The following is a 20,143-nucleotide window of genomic DNA, read 5'->3' as shown; positions in this document are numbered from 1 at the left end:
GTGTTTACGTTGCCGTCTCTGAAAGCAAGGAAACATTCTGAAGTTGTAGCAACCTCTTGGAAGCGCTGTCAGCAATATGGATTGAAACGGACGGATCTTGTGGACGACCAGTTGATGACAGGCAGGCAAATTCATGAAATCCTTCATCAGAATGAAGTTCTGCTCAAGCACGTCTCGCATATATTCGGGAAAATGGAGCTCTTCATCAAACAAGCGAAACAGGCGGCCCTTCTAATCGATGCTCAAGGCAATATCATTTATTCGGTCGGCGACCCCGATTTCTCCAAACGCGCGGCAGCGGTTCAACTCCAGGTAGGGGCCAATTGGGCGGAAAACAGAAAGGGAACCAATGCCATCGGGGTAGCCATTACGGAACGGCTCCCTGTCCGTATCCATGCCGATGAGCATTACTATCAGTTGAATCATTTCCTCACCTGCGCATCGTCGCCTGTGTTCAGTCCGACCGGGGAATTGTTGGGCGTCATCAATTTCAGCAGCAAACAGGAAAATTACAATGCCCACAGCCTGGCTCTCGCCACGATGGCCGCGGATTCACTGCAGAACCGGCTTCTCATCGAAGATTCCAAGAAGGAGCATCTCATCACTTTAAAGGAACTGGAATTCTCGATGAAAAATAATCCGCTTCCGCTTCTGTCGCTGGATAACGACAACAGAATTATTCGTGCCAACCAAGCCGCTCTCCGGATTATAGGCAAGGATGCCATCGGCAAGGAATTCTCGGGCATCGAGGGCTTTTCCATCGAAACAATCCACGATCATCATCAAAAGGTTTGGCGTTCCATAGCGATTCAAAAAAAAGTGATCGGTGTAACTCGCTTGTATACATTCTCCGATATCGCCGGATCGTGCCCCAGCATCATACAGAAAAAAGAACTGGCCTACAAAGCGGCTCTCACCGACTTTCCGGTTCTGCTGCTGGGAGAAAGCGGCACTGGAAAAGAATTGTTTGCGCAATCCATTCATACGGCCAGCTTACGTTCGAATCAACCCTTCATAGCCGTGAATTGCAGCGCAATACCCGACAACCTGGTGGAAAGCGAATTGTTCGGTTATGAGCGGGGCGCTTTTACGGGGGCCAATCGGGAAGGAAATAAGGGGAAATTCGAGGCGGCTCATAAGGGAACGATTTTTTTGGATGAAATCGGCGACATGTCTCTGCGCGCGCAGGCGGCTCTGCTCAGGGTTTTGCAGGAACGGACGATCACCCCCGTCGGAAGCGCCAGAAGCAAGTCCATCGATATAAGAATCATCGCGGCAACCCATCGAAACTTGCAAAATGAAATCAAGGAAGGACGGTTTCGCGCCGATCTTTATTACCGCTTGAAAGGCATTCAAATTACATTGCCTTCCCTTCGTGAAAGAAGCGATATCGTCGAGCTTGCCAAACATTTGCTGCAAAGCCATAACTATCCGAACGCTTATTTGTCGGAAGCAGCGGAAAACTTGCTCCTGCGGCATGCCTGGCCCGGAAACATCCGCGAATTAAACAGCGCCCTTATGCAAGCCGCTTTTCTGGCCGAGGGAGGGCCCATACTTCCCGAACATCTGCAGATTGCAGACGATTGTCAAAGCGGACCGGAGGCTCAGGCTGCCGATGATGCCGTCCCGTCGCTTCAAGAGGCGGAAATCGAGGCAATCAAAAAGGCGCTGCATGCAACGGGCTGGAATTTAAGCAAGGCTGCGGCCCTTTTGAAAATAGGAAGAACGACCTTGTACAGAAAAATTGAAGAATACAATATTACATGCCTGACAAGCTCCCGGTGATCCGATCCCGGCTATGCACGGTTGTCCCGGCATGCGGTCGGAGGGGCTTGAACCCTCGCCACCGTCCCCCTCCAGAAAGCGGCTTTGTATGAATTTCAAACCACATCACATTCGAGATATGGTTGCGCACGGTCTTCTCACTGATAAACAGTTGCTGCGCGATATCTTTCGTCGTTTTATCCTGCACCAGTAGTTCAAACACTTCTCGTTCGCGATTGGTTAGCAAAAATTTACTTTTATTATTGTCGTTGCCCTTCAATGTCACCCCTCCTTGCCCGGGTTTTGGTATCATTACAAGGTCTAGGGATACAGTCAAATTCAGTTTATGTAGGACAGCATAGCGTGGTGATTGGCTGGGGAAAAATGGGCTCTTAACGGCTTTCGCTGCGCCGAGGCAAAAAAAATCCATGGCGGCGATCCATGGATTTTGGGGCTGATGATCCGATACGGCCGATTATGCAGACGCCGTTCCCGTAATTTTTTGGACTATACGTTTCATCTCTTGAATGGAACGTTCGGTATACAAATCGAACACTTCGCTGGAACCGGTCTTCGATGCCGCTAAATACGGATTAGCGACCGGCGGCAAAAATTCCATTGTAATCGGTCCTTGGTAGTTCAGCTCAATCAATGTTCTTATCACAGGCTCGAAATCGGTCTGTCCCATGCCAGCGGCTTCACGGGTATTATCGGCGATATGAACATGAACGAGGTACGGAGCGATGGTCTTCAAGGCTTGAACATGGCTGCGCTCCTCAATATTCATATGGAACAAATCGGCCATGATCTTCACGCTGTCCACGTTAACTTCCTTGGCTAAGGCTAACGCTGTTTCCAGGTTATTCACAAGATAGGTTTCAAACCGGTTCAATGCTTCAATCGCCAGATTGATTTGTTTGGAGGCAGCATACTCGCCCGCTTCTTTCAGGCTGTTTACCGCATTGGCCCATTCCTCGCTGCTCGTCGTCTCCGGACGGCTCTTGCCTACCGGGGACGGTACGACGATGACATGGGCAGCTCCCAGGCTGCTGGCCATGTCTACGCAATCCTTCACATATTGAACCGCTTTTTGGCGGACTTCCGGTCTGGAAGACGAAAGGTCGCGCTCCGCCGTATAAATGCCGCAAATGGAAGTACAGATCAGACCGTACTGCTTCAGCAGCCGTTTGGTATGCTCGATATCGATGGAATAAGGTTCTCCGGCAAGTTCTACACCATCGTATCCGTATTTTTGCAGCCTTTTCAGGCTGGCTTCGATTCCTTCATCTCCAAAAATCCATTGCGTAGCGCTATAACGAAACATACGCTTTCCTCCCGAACAGCATAAATTTAGTAGTCACTACCAGCTTTTCATCCTCAAATCAAGAAGGGTATCCGATTTTTCAATGCTGTTGATGATCAGCTGATCGATCGTCATAAATGCGCCGCCTACGAGTCCTGCGGCCTTTCCCAAATTAGACTTGTTAATTAACAAATTGCGCGTAGACAGAGGCAGGGATCGCTGATAAACTCCTTGTCTGATCGCGGCCAGCAAAATATCGCCGATCTCCGCAACTCCCCCGCCAATCGAAATCAGGGAAGGGTTCGCAAAGTTAACCAGTGAAGAGATCACTTGGCCTATCAGGGCGCCGCTCTCGCGAATCAATTCAACAGACGCGGAGTCAAAGCTGTGAATTCCCATGCGTACATCCTTGATGGTGATCTCGCCATTAGATTTCAATCTTTCCAACAAAAACTCGCTTTTGCCGGCCAAAGCCATATCCTTGGCTTTGGCGGCAATGGCTTTACCGCCCGCCAGGGCCTCCAGACAGCCGCGGTTGCCGCACCAGCAGACGACATCTTTGCCGACATCGATATGGCCGATATCGCCCGCACTGCCGCTTACGCCACGATAAAGCTTGCCGTCATAAATGATTCCGGCGCCGATCCCTGTCCCTATTTTAATGTAAATCAAATTGTCTACTTCAAACTGCAAGCCTTTGGCATATTCCCCAACGGCCATGATGTTCACATCATTGTCAACATAGCAAGGGCAATCAAAATGCCGGGACCAGAAATCTCTGATCGGGTATCGATCCCATCCCGGCATAATCGGCGGAGAGACAGGAAGACCGGAGGCAAACTCGACCGGTCCCGGTATTCCGATGCCGATGCCTTTGATTTCGCTTTTTCCGATTTTAGCCTTGTCCAGAATCTCGCTGACGATGCTGTGAATATAGGATAGAACTTTCTCCGGACCCTCGCCGATATCTACCGGGGCGCCATGAGAGACGAGAATATTGCAGTCAAAATCAGTAATCCCCACACGTACGGCACTTGTGCCTAGTTCAATGGATATGATATATCCGGCATGTTGATTGATAGAGTACAGCTTGGGCTTTCTGCCGCCGCTGGAATTGCCAATATTTGAAATTTGAATTAATTTTTCATTCATCAACCGTTCGACATGTTCAGATACTGCGGAAACGGATAAACCGGTAGCCGCCGCAATATCCGTTTTGGACAAAGGCTGCTTAGCTCTTCTTATGATTTGCAGTACATGGGCGGTCATCGAGAGCAATTTCATGGATTACACCACTTTCTCTAAAATAAATAACCTTATCTAGTCCATAATATAACACCCCCGGGACGATGAGAAGGCATGACTTCAATCTTTTTGACTATTCCGCCAAACTTACCCATCTTTTTTCTCTATGACTTTTCAATATGGCATCGATTAATCTCATGATCCGGTGTCCATCGGAGAAGGTGGCAAATGAACTTTCATGATCCCGGTTTCGCACTTTTTGATAAAAATCGATGCACAGATTTTTCAAACCGTCGGGCCAGCCTTCTTGATGGCCTCCCGGATAATGGGCTAATGATACGGATTTGGGTGATAATAAATCCGGATCCCTGAGCCATTCTTCGTTGGAATGGTCGCGTTTTCCTACCCACAGCCGGTTGGGGTTCTCCTGATCCCATGCAAACGAAGACCGTTCCGCGGAAATTTCAAAATACAATCGGTTTTTTCTTCCTGCCGTCACCTGGGATACCGTAAATACGCCCTGAACGCCATCTTCAAAGTGAACCAGCACGCTTCCGTAATCCTCTGTCGTGATTTTCACTTCTTCTCTTTCCACATCATTGGACGATTCGAATGTATTAACTTTCCCTTTCGGTTTTTTCCGGATCGGATGCACGATCTTCAGGTCGGCAAAGACTTCGGTAATTTTTTTGTTTAATACATATTGAACGGTGTCGCACCAATGGGAACCGATATCCGCGATCGCACGGGAAGGACCGTTTTTATCTTCCTCAAGCCTCCAGCTGTAATCCGTATCGTTGCTTAACCAATCTTGAATATAGCCGCCGTAAACGAGATTCGGTTTTCCGTTGCTTCCGGATTCCAGCATCTCTTTGACTTGAGAAACCATAGGATAATGTCTGTAATTGAACGAAACCCCGCTAACCACTCCGCTTTCCCCGGCAAGCCTCAGCAATTCTCCAGATTGTTCGCTGTTTACGGCCAGCGGCTTTTCCGATAAGAGATGTTTGCCGGCAAGGAGCACCTTTTTATTGATTTCAAAATGCAAGGAATTGGGGGTGCAATTATGAACGGCTTGTACCTCCGGATCCCGAATCAACTCGTCCGCATCTCCATATGCCTTGGGTATGCACATTTTTTTGGAGAACTCTATACTTTTTTCCTTGGAACTGGAAGATATGGCGATAACCTCCACAAAAGGAATTCTTCTTAATGCTTCGATATGAGCCATCGCAGAAAAGCCCGTCCCTATGATTCCTACTTTTATTCTCTCCATCTTACCCTCCAAAACGCGCTTAATATCTATCTGCTTATTGTCGTAACCATTACCCTTTTACAGCTCCCATAGTAAGTCCGCTGACCATTTTACGCTGCAAGACTAACGTGATGATGGCGATAGGGACAATAATCATCGTTCCCGCTGCCGCAATTTGTCCCCATAATACACTTACCGGCGTTGCATATTCATTGAGTCCTACAGGGGCCGTACGAACATTCGGGCCTGACAAAATATTGGCGAACAAAAATTCGTTCCAGGCAAAGATAAACGACAACAATCCAGCCGATACAAGCCCAGGGCCGATAATAGGGAAAATGACTCTGAAAAATGCAGTAAATCGGTTACAGCCATCCACCAGCGCAGATTCTTCGATTTCTCCCGGCACGTCCTTGAAAAAGCCGTACAGCAGCCAAGTCACGAGCGGAAGATTCATAAATGTATACATTAAGATCAATGCCGTATACGTATCTAGCATATTCATGTTGGAAAACAACAAATAGATAGGCAGTACCGATACAATCGGGGGAACGATTCTTAAAGTCAAAATCCACGTTAAGATGTCTTTGGCTCCCTTGATGTTATACCTTGCGAACGGGTAGGCAATGCCGCTTCCCAGGATGACCGCCAACACGGTGGAGAAAACCGAAACATACAAACTGTTCCAAAGGTACTTTTGAAAATCCCTTTCAAATAAAACAGTTTGGTAATTATCATAAGTAACGGTAAAAATCCATTTCGGAATCGCCGTAAATGCATCGTTTTGGCTTTTTAAAGAAGTGAGAAACATCCAAGCGATAGGAAATATAAAAACAATCGTAGCAATAATGACTATGAGATATAGCAGTAACGTAAACGATTTACTTTTGGATTCGCTCATGACTTGCCCTCCACATTAAACAAATCAACCTTACGCAAGAACAACATCAGCAGGGTCACGACCAGGATCAGCATGACCACGGATAGTGCCGCGCCATAACCAAAATCGAGGAATTTAAAGCCCTTGTCGTACACAATCCAGCTTAAGGTTGAAGTTACATTGATCGGTCCGCCTTTGGTCATCATATAAATGGTATCGTAAATCCGGAATGCATCAATCGTTCTTAACAACAGTGCTATATATATAATCTTGGACAACAGCGGAATGGTGACATAGAAGAAGGTTTGCGATGCCGTTGCCCCGTCTATTTTAGCCGCTTCATAAGGATCACTCGGTATACCTTTAAGTCCGGCAAGCAGGATAATCATCATAAATGGCGTCCACTGCCAGACATCCGTCAAGATCAAAGCCGGTAAAGCCAGCTGGGGATCGGAAAGCCAGGATATCCTTGAAAAACCAAGACTTTCAGCAAAATAATTAAATACGCCATACTGATCGTTCATCATAAAACGGAACATGAGCCCTACAATCGTAGGCGCCATAGCGATGGGAAGCAAGATCAGCGATTGAAATATCTTCTGCCCTTTGCCAAGCTGGTGCAAAACGATGGACAAAAACAAACCAATAAAAAACTCCAGTGAAACCGTACTAAGAACAAAAATAATTGTAATTTTCAGAGAATTCCAGAAACTTTGATCCTGAAACACTTGGATATAATTACTCAGCCCGACGAATGGTTTCTCTATACTGATCGGACTATATTCCTGAAAACTGATCTTAAACAGGAAAATTGTAGGATATATAGCAAATAACAGCAGGAGTATCATTCCGGGGGCCATGACCAAATAAGGACCGCTCCGGCTTAACTTAAATTTGTTCATCTCCAACTCTCCCGATTGCATAATTGAGGGGGAGAGTCCCCCTCCTTCATCTAGATCAAGCGACTATTTTTTCAGCATTTTGTTGACGGCTTCATCAGCCTTTTTCAATGCATCTTCTACAGACATGGTTTTCAATTGTGCGGCGCTCAAATATTCGGAAACAAAACTCTCCCACTTTTCTTCCTGCGGGAAGAACGGACGGGCCTTGGCCGTTTTCATCGCTTCTTGAAGCGCTTCATAACGGCGGTACTTCTTCACATCGGTACCTTCGATCAGTTCGTTGGTTAACGCCGGGTCGGAATAAGATTCTTCTCGAACCGGGTCTCCTCCACCCATGGTCGCCTGACGCACATCATTCTGCTTATTCTCGAGCCAAATCATAAATTTAACCGCTTCATCCGGATTTTTCGTTGATTTCGGAGCTACGATCGACCATCCGCCGATATGCGGCGTAGAGCTTTTCATAGCCGGCACTTGCACGAAATCCCATTTGCCGACCGTTTTGGACGTTTGGGGATTGTCTACTTCAAAAGCGCTCCAGGACCAGTGAATCGCCATAGCCAATTTCCCTTGAGCCGCATCCGTCGCTACTTCGGCAAAGGTATAGTCGTTAATTCCCGGAGGCGAGTACTGCAGTAAATCTACCCACGTTTTGGTTGCTTCAATCGCCTGAGGAGTGGATAAGGACGAAGTCATCGTATTCCAATCAATCACGTCCGCACCGTTCGAGTACATAAAGGTCAGCCAGGTATGCACATTCCCGAATCCTTTACTTGCCTGGGCGGCCCATCCGTACAATTTTTGCCCGTTATATTCTTTACCGTTAAAGAATTCAGCCGCATCCCTGAACTGCTTCATATCCTTTGGAGGTACCAGGTCGTAACCGTATTTCGCTTTAAATTCCTCTTTTATTTGCGGGTCATTGAATAAATCGGAACGATACCACAGCAATTGAGGATGGATCGATTGCGGCAGTCCATAGATCGTTCCTCCTTCGCCAAAGGATCCGTTTTTGTCATTCCACTGCGATAAAGCCAAAGCTCTCGGCAGGTATTTCGAAGTGTCCACGTTATTCTTTTTCAGATAGTCATCCAAAGGCAGCAGGCTTCCTGTCGAAGCAAATTCCGGAATCCAGTTATAATCGACGTTAAACAAATCATAATTGGCTTGACCGGCGATGGACAGCGCCAGCTTCTGATAAATGACATCCCGGCCTACCAATTCGACGTTGACTTTAACACCCGTTTCTTTTTCGTATTCTTTAGCCAATTCTTGAGTGGCTTGTCCCCAGGAAGAGCCGAGAAATACCGTATTTAATGTGACTTGCTTGCCGTCACTGCCATTGCTGCCGGAAGCCTGTCCGGCTTGATCGCCGGAATTGGAAGAGCATGCGGAAAGCAGCAGAGCACCGGAAAGCATCGCAAGCGCCAGTGGCTTAGACTTCAATTTCATATCCTCATTCTCCTGTCTATGATATGGAATATTATTTCGAGATTTCGACGATAATTTTAATGGTGTCTTTATTGTTTGCCGCTTCCTGGATGCCGTCGACGACTTGCTCCAGAGGAATCGTTTTGGAAATAATATCGTTCGGGTTGAAGCGTTTGCTGGAGATCATGTTGATCGCTTTGGTCCATGTGTTGTATGTTCCCGCATAGGATGCTACAATCGTAAGCTCCTTGCTGTAAATTTCAAACGGTTTAATTTCCATCGTCGCATGTGCAGGAGCTGCACCGTACACAACCAGTACGCCGCCACGGCGAACCATTTGAAACGCTTGCTGATAGGTCGGAATAGCACCTACGGCTTCAATAACAAAATCCGCTCCCCGGCCTTCCGTCAAATCAAACACCGCTTGAACCGGGTCCTGCTTGGAAGCGTCGATGACATGATCGGCACCCAGCTGCTTCGCTTTTTCGATCCGGGTCGGGTTCATTTCACTGATGATGACCTTCGTTGCTCCGTTCAATTTGGCCAGCTGCGAGTGTACCAATCCCATCGGCCCCGCACCGATAATCGCCACCGTGCTGCCCATTGTAATTTTCGCCTGTTCCTGGCCCCGGATGGCGCACGCCAACGGCTCGATGTATGCGGCTTCTTCCCAGGTCATGCTGTCAGGAATGAGATAGACGTTGGATGCAGGCGCCTTCACATATTCGGCGAAAGCACCGTTGGTATGCACGCCAAGCTGCACAATTTCATTGCAAAATAGTTTTTGGCCGGCCCTGCAGAAAAAGCAGGTTCCGCAGCTGATGTTAATATCCGCTGTCACGCGATCGCCAACCTTGACGTTTTTTACGGCGGAGCCTACTTGTACTACTTCACCCGAAAATTCATGTCCCTGGATCAGCGGGGTCGGCACCGGGAAGTGACCGCGGAAAATATGAGGGTCCGTACCACAAATCCCGCAGCGCTTTGTCGCAATCAATACTTCGTGGTCTGCAATCTCAGGTACAGGCACTTCTTCAATTCTCATGTCTTGCGGCTGATGGAGCACAGCAGCCTGCATTGTCTTTTTCATGTTCTAGTCCTCCTTTAATCAATCGAGCTAAACAGTTTTTTCAAATAATCAATCGATTCTTTGGTATATTGATCGTAAAATTCCTCGCAGCGGATGCCGCTGAACGGATCGGCAAAAGGCGGAAGCAGCTCCATCGAAATGTAGCCTTCATATCCGATGTCTACCAGAGCTTGCGCAATCGGCTTGAAATCGATGTGTCCTCTGCCCGGGGCCGCCCTGTTGCTGTCGGCAAAATGAACATAGAATAATTTATCGCCAACTTGACGGAAGGCATCAGCGATATTCACTTCCTCGATGTTCATGTGATACGTATCGCCCATGCAGCCTACGTTAGGCAGGTTCACTTCGTTCACCAAAGCCAGGGATTGCTCCAAACGGTTAATCAGATAAGTTTCATAACGGTTCCAAGGCTCGACCGTCAGACGAATTCCATGCTCGCCGGCATACAGTCCCGCTTCTCTGATGCTTTCAGCCGCCCATTTCAGCTCGGTTTCGATATCCGCTTCAGCGTGGATTTTCATATTGGCCGTCGGGGTAACAGAAATACCTTTAGCCCCGATCAATTTGGCATAGTCAACACACTCTTTTACATAATTCACCGCGTTTTTCCTGATTGATTCGTTGCTTGAAACCAAATCTCTCTCCGGTGTATAAATGGCGCAAATAGAGGAAGCCTCGACATTGTACTTCTCAAGCAAGCTTTTAACCTCTGAACCGTTTACATTTTCCGGCTCTCCGACGAACTCAACCGCGTCATACCCAAAACCCGCGATTCTTTTTATGCTCTGTTCGATTTCTTCTCCTGCATAGACCAGTACGTTATAGGCATACTTTATTTTAGGCATCTGGTTTACCCTCCCCTTAATGATTCAGAAGTGATCAGGTCGTTTCCCATGGTTTACTTCCCCATGTCATCCCTCCTTGATAAGGTATCGCTTACATGCAACGCTTTCATATAGCGTTTACATGAAACCTCTCGCATCCTGATGGTGTTGAATGCACTTTCATAGAACTTTCTTAGTACTTTCATCGTACCAATTGGAGAAATATCGTATTTATTCGACATGTTTCAACTATAAATCATATACTTTTAACTGTCAACGTTAAAAGTATAACTTTTAATTTAGTAATAACGACTTTTAATCCATTTTTTATAATCAAAACAAAAAAATCCCTTTTCATGGACAGTTTGGTCTATCCATAAAAAGGGATGGGTTCTCCGTGCGTTTCCATTTTTTATTCTTTCTCTACCATCGTGCTGCCACTCTCTCGTTTTTTGCGAAGGAACAGCCGGAAGACGACATAGATAAAACAGGCCGCAAAAGGCACCCACAACAGATTCAATCCGTACCGGTAAATCGTCATTCCCACTTCAGCGGCATGGTCGACCGTTAAACGTCCCGCCGTGAAAAAAATCAAGGTCCACAAAAGCCCTGTCGTATAAGAAAACAGAGCATACCTGCTAAACGGCATTTTGTTCAGTCCTACAATGTAAGGCATCACGTGCCGGATGACAGGAAAAAAATAGCTGATCACAAGCGCCAGACTACCATACTTGCTGCTCCACCGTTGAGACATTTCGATATATTGATTCATGTTTTTCTTTCGTCTGAGTTTATCCAGTACGGGTGTCCCGATATAGCGCCCCAGAACATAGCCCAAGGTAAGACCGGAAACGACTCCGAGATAAGTCAGGACGAAGGCTGGAATGGTGTGCAGCAGGCCTCCCGCCGTTACCGCACCGCCGGTCATCACAATGACCTCATCGGGAATCGGCATTCCCACAATTCCCAGCCATAAGGCAAAGAATAAGGCTGCATATCCGTATTGTCCGATCAAATCAAGCAATGTATCGTATGTCATGAAGTCGGATCCGCTTTCTTTCGGCACACATATACGAATGCAGGCGGAAGGTTGAAAGGTACGAACCGGATGGTTTCGATATCAAAATAGCGCCTTAATTGCGGCTTCATTTGCAGTGAATATTGAAAAGCAATGAAGCTTCCGCCCGGTTTCAAGGACGAGATAATTTGTTTGATCAATCGATCGCGTACTTCTCGCGGGAAATTAAAGAACGGCAGCCCGCTGATGACAACGTCCAAACCGTCCAGTTTTTCGCGGCGCACCGCCTTTTGAATGCCGCAGGCATCCGCATAGCAAGCGAACGCAGGGTATTTTTGCGCCAGCTTATAGCGCAGCACCGGCTCTTTCTCGAACAGCAGCACTTTGACCCGGCCTGAGGCAGCCTGCTCAATATATTTGGTCAGCGCTCCCGTCCCCGCCCCCAGTTCCGCCACGCTTTCGATTTTGTCCCAAGCCACCGGCCTGGTCATCGCCTTAGCCAGAAACCCGGAGCTCGGGGTCACGCTCCCTACCTCTTTGGGAGATTGAATAAACTTGTTTAGAAATAAGAATTTTTCCAGAACGATCGAACCGAGATTCATTTGCACGAAACCCTCCCTGCACAGATAACACTAGGCTAACGAAAACACCTTTAGAACATGTGAAGGATTTTCTGAATAATTTCTTAAGATGCAAATTACTCCTTGCCCCCACCTCATGGAAATCCTTAGACTGCCATTCTTAGTTGGACGGTTTCAATTCATTTTCCCCTTCAAGGATTGCAGTACAATATTTGCAGCGAACTGCTTTCAAGGGAATGTCGGAGAGGCATTCCGGACATTCCTTGGTGTTTGCTTCAGGTTCCGGCTTGCTCTCTTCCTTTCTGCGCAAACGATTGAGCTGCTTCACGGCTATAAAGATCACAAAAGCAACAATCAAAAAGTCAAGCAGATTGTTGATAAATAGTCCGTAATTCAGCGTAGGCGCGCCTGCTTCTTGAGCCTGCTTGAGCGATGTATACGACACTCTGTCCAGACTGATGAATAAATCTGAAAAATTGACCCGGCCAAGCAGCAATCCGATCGGAGGCATGATCACGTCATTGACGATCGATGTGACGACCTTGCCGAAAGCCGCGCCGATAATGACCCCGATGGCCAGCTCGATCATATTTCCTTTGATGGCGAATTCCTTGAATTCCTTCAGCAGCCTTGATGCCAAAACAGAACAACCTCTCTTCTCCAAATTCGGTTTATCATCCTATTTTACACTAATCAACCTCTTTATGGAAATGCCTCCATGCAAAATTCATCACCTCTTGCATTACAGAATAATTCGAACCGAATGATGCGGCTTGTGTCAGTCTAACAAAACCGTCCTGAAGCATCGCACGCTTCAGGACGGTTGGGCTTGCCGGCGTTATTTGGCTGTAAACTGCTGAGTAAACATCTTGCCGCAAGGGCCTCCCTCCACGATACCGATGCCGATATGAGTGAAGTCCCTGCTTAGTATATTGGCACGGTGTCCTTCGGAATTCATCAGCGCTTGATGGGCTGACTCCGCATTTTGATTGCAGGCAATATTCTCCCCCGCCGTCCGGTACCGGATTCCGAATCGTTTCATCATGTCGAAAGGCGAGCCATACGTAGGAGAATCGTGGGAAAAATAATCTTTGTCCGTCATATCCTGACTTTTCAGCCGTGCCACTTTGGACAGCTCCAAATCGACGGCAAGCGGAGACAACCCGGCTTCGGACCGGGCCTTGTTGATCAGGTCGATCATCTGCTGCTCCTCAGGCATAAGCCCGGGCGGCTTCTCCTGAGGCGGCGGACCCGGCTTGGGCGGCATCGGACCCGGGGCGGGAGCGGGTTTCTTCGGAATTTTCAGGTTTCCGTATGCCCAGAGGATTGCTTGCAAGGTTTGGTCATCCACCGCCCCTGTAGGGGGAAGTCCGTTAGCCTTCTGAAACACCCTGACGCCGTTGGCTGTATCGGGTCCGTAATAACCGTTGATCTGACCCTGAAAATAGCCAAGCGATTTTAACATCCCTTGAACCGCATAAACGTCCGGACCTTGTGCACCTTCGCCGAACGCAAGAACCTTGCCTGCGATGGTCAGGCTCATGAACAGGCAGACGAGCCATATCAAAGCGTTTTTCTTGTTGCGCCAACGCTGCAGCATCTTCGCAAATCCCCCCTGAACTGGTTAAATAATCAAGTCTACAACCAGCATCCCCTTCCGGCCGCATTTTTATGATTTGGTTTGCAGATAAGAATTCCTCTATATGTAAAAGACCTGCGCTACAACACAAAAAAGCCCGTTTCCCATGCTGGAAACGGACCGGTTCATACGATATCAGCGTTTTCTTCGCGACAAGGACACGACGAAAGATAACGCACCAAGAATGAGGGCGGCAATGGATAAGTACAGCGGCGCTCCGGAGGCTGCCGGTGCTCCGGCCGCCGGTTCCCCGGACACTGAAGGCGCTGCGGCAGAATCGGCTTTGCCGGCATCTGCGGCAGGAGCGGTATGGCCGTGGCTGTCTGTGGCTGCCCCTGCCGGTTTGGCATTGACCTTGGTTACGGAAGCCGGCTTGTCCGAGCCTTCCGCGCCTACCCACTCGACGACACTGCCGTCCTTGTAGGTTTGATAAGCCTTCCATTGGATCGCTGTAGCGTTGTCGGCTACTTTACCCTGCATATAAAATTCTCCGAACTCTGTAGGACCGAGACCTTCTCCCGTTGCGGTCCAAATCACACCGGTAATTTTTCCGTTGTCGTCTTTGGTCAGTTCATAGCTCCAACCCGGCTTCGGCTCGAAACGGGAGATGGAGACGGCATCCAGCGGAAATTTCACTTCCACCTTCACTGTCGGCACATCTTTCTCCGTCGGGACCCGGACGGCAAATTTCTCGTAAGATCCTTGCGTCGTTTCTTTTGGCAGCACGGTGACGTGCGCGCTGGCCAGTCCTCCGGTCATAAGCGATAAGAACAGGCTCAATACCAGCGTAATATGCCATTTTTTCATCATATGGAATCCCTTCTTTCTTAGCGATCAGTATATCCATGTGTAATGTATAACAAACCGCCGCTTGAAAGAATGACTCGATTGGGCTATTTTCGCCCGTTTTTTTGTCCGATCTGTGTCAAACCGTGCCGTACGGCATACGCTGTCAGCTGCACCCGGTTGTCAAGGGACAGCTTGGCCAAAATGTTCTTGATATGATTTTTCACCGTATTTTCCGTGATGACGAGCGTTTCTGCAATTTGCCGGTTGCTTTGGCCGCTGGCCACGCAGCTTAAAATTTCACACTCCCGCTGAGACAGCACACCGGGCTGTACATCGCTCACATTCGCGTCCGCTGAACGAAACGAATGGAACAGCCGATCCGCCATACCGCGGGAGATTTCGCTGTCATCATCAAGCAGCCCGTGCAGGTAGGCGATCCAATCGTCCGGATCCATATTTTTGAGCAGATATCCTTGTGCGCCATAGCGGATGGCGGTGAACAAATCCGCCACGTCATCGGATACCGTAAGCATGACCACGCGGATATGGGGATAGAGCTGTTTAATCCGTTTGGTTGCTTCCAGCCCCCCCATCACCGGCATTTGAATATCCATCAGTACGAGATCCGGCAGCAGCTCGCCGCAAAGCTCGACGGCTTCCTGCCCGTTGCGCGCTTCACCGATCCACTCGAAGCCGCTCTCGCCCTCGATCAGGGTACGGACGGCCTTCCGCGCAAGCGGATGGTCGTCCGCGATCAGTACGCGGTAATTCATGACGTTCTCCCTCCCAGTTCCTCACGCAGCGGCCCGGTAACCAGCAGTTCCATTCCTTGACCCGGCGCTGTTCTGATTTCCAGCTTTGCCCCCAGTTCCTTCGCCCGCTTTCGCATGATGGAAATCCCGTAACGTTGAGGCTGCTCCGGCGCTTCACGATCCGTTCCTTTACCGTTATCTCCAATCCTCAAGCTCCAGTTTGCCCCGTCCTCCTGCAGGACAAACTCAATGTAAGCATGGTCTGCCCGGGAATGCTTGCGGATGTTCGTAAACGCCTCGCGGATGATCGAGAACAGAGGCACCTCCGCAGACGGCGGAATGCGATCCTCAGGCACGCTGATATGCTGATCGACGGCAATGCCGCTCATGCCGCTCCACTCCTCCAGCCATGTCTGCAGTCTGGCAGTAAAGCTCGCCCCTTCTTCCGGCGCCGTTCTCAAATTAAAGATCGCTTGCCGCAAATGATGATCGATCTCCGATATGGCGGAGCGGGCCTCATCCAGCTGCCCTTTTTTTAACTGCACGTTCATAAAAAACAGAATCTGCGCAATGTTGTCGTGCAGCTCCTGCGCCAGCCTTTCCCGCTCCTCATATACCGCCCGTTTGGCCTGTTCTTCCGCCAGCTTCACGTTCATGCTTTGAATGCGTCCGAACATCCATGTTCCGAACAAATAAGAAAGCAAAAGCGTGAGCAGGGTCATATAGAAGTTGCCTGCTTCCATAGAAAGCACATCTAACAAAAAATCATGCCGGATGTACTCAAAGCCTCCAATGATAAGCGGCGGCAGTAAAATCGTCAATATTTTATAGCTTCTCATGGACATATTCATCTGCTTCACCTCACAGCTCGCGCATGGATTGGATTCCATTCTATACGGATATACGAACCTGCATAGAAATCGGGCGTCCCTTCTCTAAGACACAGCCGTATGGCCCTCTGAATTTTGCCGGTATGATATCGACGAACGAATGATACCCCTATTCTAACATAATAAAACAAGCTGTAACTCCTTATCGTATTAAACGCATTGACAGAATGCAAAAGCCCATGTATCATTTTTGGTACCAAGTACTAATATCAGGTTATAATTTTTTTTGAGCGTGAATATAATAAACTGAGGTGATGTGATCATGAATCAATTCGTTCCAAGAATAACGGCGGTTGGCAGCTACACGCCCGAACGCCGGCTGACGAATGCGGATCTGGAGCGTATGGTGGAAACCGACGACGAATGGATCGTTCAGCGAACGGGCATCCGCGAAAGACGCATATCGGCGCCCGAAGAGTATACCAGCCACTTGTGCATTGAAGCGGTCAAGGATCTCGTGAACCGGTACGGAGCCGCATTGGATGACGTGGATCTGCTCATCGTTTCGACCAGCACCCCGGACTTCACTTTCCCTTCGACCGCCAGCCTGGTCCAAGCCCACTTCGGCATTCCGCAGACACTCGCGTTCGATCTCAGCGCCGCGTGCGCCGGGTTCATCTACAGCCTGCATACGGCCAGAAGCATGCTCGCGTCAGGGCTGCACCGCAAGGCGCTCGTGATCGGCGCCGACGCCTTATCCAAAATAACGGATTACACGGACCGCACGACATGCATTTTGTTCGGCGACGGAGCAGGAGCCGTGCTGCTGGAACGGGATGCCGAAGGGGCGGAAGCGAGTTGGCTCGCCTCTACCTTCGGCTCCGACGGCACCGGGGGCGTGCACCTGTACCGGACCGGCATCGCCTCCTCCTTGAACGGGGTACCCGTAAACGCCGGCGGCAAGCTGGTGCAGAACGGCCGGGAGGTATATAAGTTCGCCGTACAGACTGTGCCCAAAGGTGTAGCCGAACTGCTTAAACAAGCCGGTCTGTCCAGCGGCAGTGTGGATTGGTTTATCCCTCACAGCGCCAATCTCCGGATCATCGAGTCCGTATGCGAGAGAACGGGGATTCCGTTGGAAAAAACTCTGCATACCATCGAGTATTTTGGCAACACCTCGGCCGCGACCATCCCTCTCGCTTTACATCAGGGGATCAAGCAGGGCTTGCTGAAAGAAGGCGACAAGGTGCTTATGTACGGCTTCGGAGGAGGTTTTGTACATGGAGGTTTGCTCCTGAAATGGAAGGAACCGTTGAGCAAAAGATAAACACTGGCATATGTTATACAAATAGCGTCCCTTCCCCGCGAAGGGACCTTCATTTGGAACATTCTCCTTTACAAAATGGACGAAAGCTGCGATTCCGCTGGGCCAATGCCAATGTTCCCGTTTACCGGAGCAGCATATATTATGGCATAATTTTGTTTATAAGGGAGGATGAATGATGCATCAGCAAGCAACCAGCATTATCGAACATATGGCCTCCTCGCATTGGGAAATGTCGAAAATTCTGGAGTCGGAGAGGCATGTCGCCGTACGGATGGCCGAGCTCGTTCATGAAATTCCCGAGTATAACCCGACTTTTGATGATATTCCGGCATTGATGGAAGGTTCTCTGCTTGTCACCAAAAACGTTGCGGCCTATCTGAACAGCCTTGCCGATCTGTCCGACGCCATTGGGGATAATTTGAATTTGATCATGAAAGAACAGCGAAGCTCCGACGGGGAAGAATAACGTATGTTGATAATGGAAAGAGGGTAACCATGAGCAGAGAGGACTCTTATTACAGAATCTTGCAATCCGTTTCCCGATTACAGTTCAATATATCGCTAATTCTTGAAGCAAAAGCTATCGAAGCCTCCCGTTCAAGCCAATGGCTTTGCCATCACATATCCTCCATGCAATTTGAAAATCAAGGTGAGCAGGTTGCAAAAACCGTGGAAATCCACGATCATCTGCTGGAAGTCATTGACGGTTTAACCAAAATGGAGCTGGCGCTTTCGAAGAATCTTCAGGCTCTTTTAGGGGACCAAGAGGGAGGCGGCGCCAATGATCCGGGGATCACAGGTTGATCAATCCAATATCGTTCGGAGGAAATTCAAAGTGAACTGGCATGAGGAAGAAGCGCGAACAAAGCTTCATATTCTAATTTCGCTTGCCCGAAGTCAGCGTGCGCTGTCCAGAATTTTGGAAAGCGTAGCGGACGTTGCGGAAAAAACGGAGCCGGCCGGTGAGAGGCTTGTTGAGCAAATGGAAGCGCTCAGCAAGTACCAAAGGCAGATTGCAGTCAAAATGATTGGAATCAAAATACGAAAAAAAACCAGCGGAATCCCTCAAAAACCGTGGATCAACCAAACGCTGGTTCATTACCGTCCTCAAACTATTTCTGCGAAGGAATAGTTTTTTTATTGCCTCTCTGTACTTTACTTCACGTCAATCCGCATGCTCAATGTACGATCCCATTAAATGCCTACGATACCTGTCCAAACCCCCTTTCCCCCGGTCACATATGCTGTATGGTCAAGTATTACTCCGAATCCGGGGACAAAGGAGTGATAGCCATGCTGCCTCCCTACGTAGGCATCCTCGTCAACGATGTGATGTACGCTGGAATACCTTTAGGAAAAACCAAATACGAGAGGATCGATTATTACCTAGAGGCGGGCAAGAAATTCGGGATTACGCCATGCTTTTTTCGAATCCGTGATTATAAGGCAGGAAAGGCTTGGATTAAAGCTTATGTACAAACGGACGACGACAAATTTGAATTGGCTGTCGTCCCTATGCCTCAAGTCATTCATAATCGCGCCATTTATAACGGTATAAAGGAATTCCGCACACTTCGAAGCTGGTCCGATGAAGGAAGGGTGCTCTTTAACTCTTGGAACCGTTACGGCAAGCTCTTCATTCACAATGTGCTGATGAAAAACCCCGGCTTGCAGCCCTACTTGCCGCGGACCCGCAAAGCCACCCCCGCCAATGTAAAATCGATGATGAAACAATTTGATTCCATCATTATTAAACCTGACCGAAGCAGCAAGGGACGCGGAGTCATGAAATTATCCCGCACGCAAAAAAAGTGGAAATTGCTTTATCCGTCCACACTTCATGTGCGCAATACCAAATGGCATTCGATTGTATTCAACGGCCTCAAACTGCCCCCCGTCCTGCGCCGCAGATTGCAAAACGGAAAATATATCGTTCAGCAGTGTGTCGCCCTGGCAACCTATAAGAAACGTCCGTTCGACCTCAGGGTTGCCGTCCAGCGAGGAGCTGCGGGCGAATGGAAAATTACAGGAATCGTCGCCAAAGTGGCTTCAGACCGGATATTTTTGACCAATGTATCCCAGGGCAGCACGATTCACCGGTTGGAGGAGATTTTGCAGCAGGAATATCCCCACCTGACACACGAAGAAGTGATACGGAGTATCCATCATTTGGCCCTAAGCGTGGCTGATCAGCTGGGACAAAGCCTCCCCTGCATGGCCGACCTGGGACTGGATATCGGTTTGACCACAGACGGTGTCCCTATGTTCATTGAATGCAACGGGAAGGACCAGCGATACAGCTTCCTTAACGCCGGTATGCTGAAAGAGTGGAAAGCCTCCTACGAGAATCCGATGGCTTTCGCCAAACATCTTCTTACCTCCGGCAAGGAAGTCGATCGCCCTCACGCCGGCAAAGCGGATCGTTGACTGAGTTTAGCGAAATGCCGGAACAAGCGGAATTCCACCCAGAGGCCGGGAGGCACGAGACGTATAAAAGGCTTGCTCCTGCCGGG

At 48.8% G+C, this 20,143-nt stretch carries 22 protein-coding genes; 6 read left to right on the top strand and 16 right to left on the bottom strand.

What is annotated here, in order from left to right; genetic code table 11:
* Nucleotides 1-9: 9 nt before the first annotated feature.
* On the top strand, nucleotides 10-1,785 hold the full coding sequence (locus NR121_RS02615) for a sigma-54-dependent Fis family transcriptional regulator (protein ID WP_256830398.1): 1,776 nt from the start codon (nucleotides 10-12) through the stop codon (nucleotides 1,783-1,785).
* On the opposite strand, the gene NR121_RS02610 is transcribed toward NR121_RS02615, so the two are convergent.
* The 16 genes from NR121_RS02610 to NR121_RS02535 form a co-directional block, all read right to left on the bottom strand.
* Entirely contained in the window at nucleotides 1,760-2,077 is a 318-nt protein-coding gene (locus NR121_RS02610; RefSeq protein WP_249929615.1) for a helix-turn-helix domain-containing protein, read from the bottom strand. The two genes, NR121_RS02615 and NR121_RS02610, sit on opposite strands and share 26 nt — an antisense overlap.
* Before the next feature lie 162 nt (nucleotides 2,078-2,239).
* Complete coding sequence (locus NR121_RS02605; protein WP_054818981.1) at nucleotides 2,240-3,088, bottom strand: sugar phosphate isomerase/epimerase family protein; 849 nt, start codon at nucleotides 3,086-3,088, stop codon at nucleotides 2,240-2,242.
* A 36-nt stretch (nucleotides 3,089-3,124) separates the two neighbouring features.
* Nucleotides 3,125-4,351, bottom strand: a complete 1,227-nt coding sequence (locus NR121_RS02600; RefSeq protein WP_074727110.1) for an ROK family transcriptional regulator — start codon at nucleotides 4,349-4,351, stop codon at nucleotides 3,125-3,127.
* Between the two features lie 94 nt (nucleotides 4,352-4,445).
* Nucleotides 4,446-5,588, bottom strand: a complete 1,143-nt coding sequence (locus tag NR121_RS02595) for a Gfo/Idh/MocA family protein (RefSeq protein WP_074727109.1) — start codon at nucleotides 5,586-5,588, stop codon at nucleotides 4,446-4,448.
* A gap of 49 nt (nucleotides 5,589-5,637) precedes the next feature.
* Nucleotides 5,638-6,468: a carbohydrate ABC transporter permease gene (locus NR121_RS02590; protein ID WP_074727108.1), complete on the bottom strand. Its 831-nt coding sequence runs from the start codon at nucleotides 6,466-6,468 to the stop codon at nucleotides 5,638-5,640.
* Nucleotides 6,465-7,349 (bottom strand): carbohydrate ABC transporter permease, encoded by an 885-nt coding sequence (locus tag NR121_RS02585; RefSeq protein WP_054818997.1) that lies wholly within the window; start codon nucleotides 7,347-7,349, stop codon nucleotides 6,465-6,467. Before NR121_RS02585 ends, NR121_RS02590 begins: the two co-directional genes overlap by 4 nt.
* Nucleotides 7,350-7,412: 63 nt before the next feature.
* On the bottom strand, nucleotides 7,413-8,801 hold the full coding sequence (locus tag NR121_RS02580) for an ABC transporter substrate-binding protein (RefSeq protein ID WP_062409296.1): 1,389 nt from the start codon (nucleotides 8,799-8,801) through the stop codon (nucleotides 7,413-7,415).
* 31 nt (nucleotides 8,802-8,832) lie between these two features.
* Nucleotides 8,833-9,870 carry a zinc-dependent alcohol dehydrogenase family protein gene (locus NR121_RS02575; RefSeq protein WP_062409297.1) on the bottom strand — a complete coding sequence of 346 codons (1,038 nt, stop codon included), beginning with the start codon at nucleotides 9,868-9,870 and terminating at the stop codon, nucleotides 8,833-8,835.
* A 14-nt stretch (nucleotides 9,871-9,884) separates the two neighbouring features.
* Nucleotides 9,885-10,715 (bottom strand): sugar phosphate isomerase/epimerase family protein, encoded by an 831-nt coding sequence (locus NR121_RS02570; RefSeq protein ID WP_256830395.1) that lies wholly within the window; start codon nucleotides 10,713-10,715, stop codon nucleotides 9,885-9,887.
* Between the two features lie 391 nt (nucleotides 10,716-11,106).
* The gene (locus tag NR121_RS02565) at nucleotides 11,107-11,733 is read right to left on the bottom strand and encodes a DedA family protein (protein WP_074727107.1); all 627 of its coding nucleotides are present in this window, start codon (nucleotides 11,731-11,733) and stop codon (nucleotides 11,107-11,109) included.
* Nucleotides 11,730-12,314 (bottom strand): class I SAM-dependent methyltransferase, encoded by a 585-nt coding sequence (locus tag NR121_RS02560; protein WP_054818971.1) that lies wholly within the window; start codon nucleotides 12,312-12,314, stop codon nucleotides 11,730-11,732. The genes NR121_RS02565 and NR121_RS02560 overlap by 4 nt, the downstream gene beginning before the upstream one ends.
* Nucleotides 12,315-12,453: 139 nt before the next feature.
* Complete coding sequence (gene mscL / locus NR121_RS02555; RefSeq protein WP_074727211.1) at nucleotides 12,454-12,921, bottom strand: large conductance mechanosensitive channel protein MscL; 468 nt, start codon at nucleotides 12,919-12,921, stop codon at nucleotides 12,454-12,456.
* Nucleotides 12,922-13,131: 210 nt separating this feature from the next.
* Nucleotides 13,132-13,893 (bottom strand): CAP domain-containing protein, encoded by a 762-nt coding sequence (locus NR121_RS02550; protein WP_054818970.1) that lies wholly within the window; start codon nucleotides 13,891-13,893, stop codon nucleotides 13,132-13,134.
* A gap of 174 nt (nucleotides 13,894-14,067) precedes the next feature.
* The gene (locus NR121_RS02545; RefSeq protein WP_256830453.1) at nucleotides 14,068-14,739 is read right to left on the bottom strand and encodes a YcnI family copper-binding membrane protein; all 672 of its coding nucleotides are present in this window, start codon (nucleotides 14,737-14,739) and stop codon (nucleotides 14,068-14,070) included.
* A gap of 86 nt (nucleotides 14,740-14,825) precedes the next feature.
* Nucleotides 14,826-15,494 (bottom strand): response regulator, encoded by a 669-nt coding sequence (locus NR121_RS02540; protein ID WP_062409301.1) that lies wholly within the window; start codon nucleotides 15,492-15,494, stop codon nucleotides 14,826-14,828.
* Nucleotides 15,491-16,318, bottom strand: a complete 828-nt coding sequence (locus NR121_RS02535; protein ID WP_062410995.1) for a sensor histidine kinase — start codon at nucleotides 16,316-16,318, stop codon at nucleotides 15,491-15,493. The genes NR121_RS02540 and NR121_RS02535 overlap by 4 nt, the downstream gene beginning before the upstream one ends.
* A gap of 307 nt (nucleotides 16,319-16,625) precedes the next feature.
* Between NR121_RS02535 and NR121_RS02530 the strand changes: the two genes are divergently transcribed.
* The 5 genes from NR121_RS02530 (at nucleotide 16,626) to NR121_RS02510 (ending at nucleotide 20,057) form a co-directional block, all read left to right on the top strand.
* The gene (locus tag NR121_RS02530; protein WP_074727105.1) at nucleotides 16,626-17,630 is read left to right on the top strand and encodes a ketoacyl-ACP synthase III; all 1,005 of its coding nucleotides are present in this window, start codon (nucleotides 16,626-16,628) and stop codon (nucleotides 17,628-17,630) included.
* Between the two features lie 172 nt (nucleotides 17,631-17,802).
* A complete protein-coding gene (locus tag NR121_RS02525) occupies nucleotides 17,803-18,096 on the top strand; it encodes a nucleoside-diphosphate sugar epimerase (RefSeq protein ID WP_235594136.1) in 294 nt (97 codons plus the stop codon).
* Nucleotides 18,097-18,125: 29 nt separating this feature from the next.
* Nucleotides 18,126-18,434, top strand: a complete 309-nt coding sequence (locus tag NR121_RS02520; RefSeq protein WP_054818968.1) for an alpha-helical endospore appendage domain-containing protein — start codon at nucleotides 18,126-18,128, stop codon at nucleotides 18,432-18,434.
* On the top strand, nucleotides 18,412-18,762 hold the full coding sequence (locus tag NR121_RS02515) for a hypothetical protein (RefSeq protein ID WP_217437276.1): 351 nt from the start codon (nucleotides 18,412-18,414) through the stop codon (nucleotides 18,760-18,762). Before NR121_RS02520 ends, NR121_RS02515 begins: the two co-directional genes overlap by 23 nt.
* 161 nt (nucleotides 18,763-18,923) lie before the next feature.
* Nucleotides 18,924-20,057 (top strand): YheC/YheD family endospore coat-associated protein, encoded by a 1,134-nt coding sequence (locus NR121_RS02510; protein WP_074727104.1) that lies wholly within the window; start codon nucleotides 18,924-18,926, stop codon nucleotides 20,055-20,057.
* The last annotated feature ends 86 nt before the right edge of the window (nucleotides 20,058-20,143 follow it).

This window comes from Paenibacillus sp. Pae15, assembly GCF_024519685.1.
Taxonomy (GTDB): Bacteria; Bacillota; Bacilli; order Paenibacillales; family NBRC-103111; genus Paenibacillus_G; species Paenibacillus_G naphthalenovorans.
This window is presented reverse-complemented; position numbering and strand designations above follow the sequence as displayed.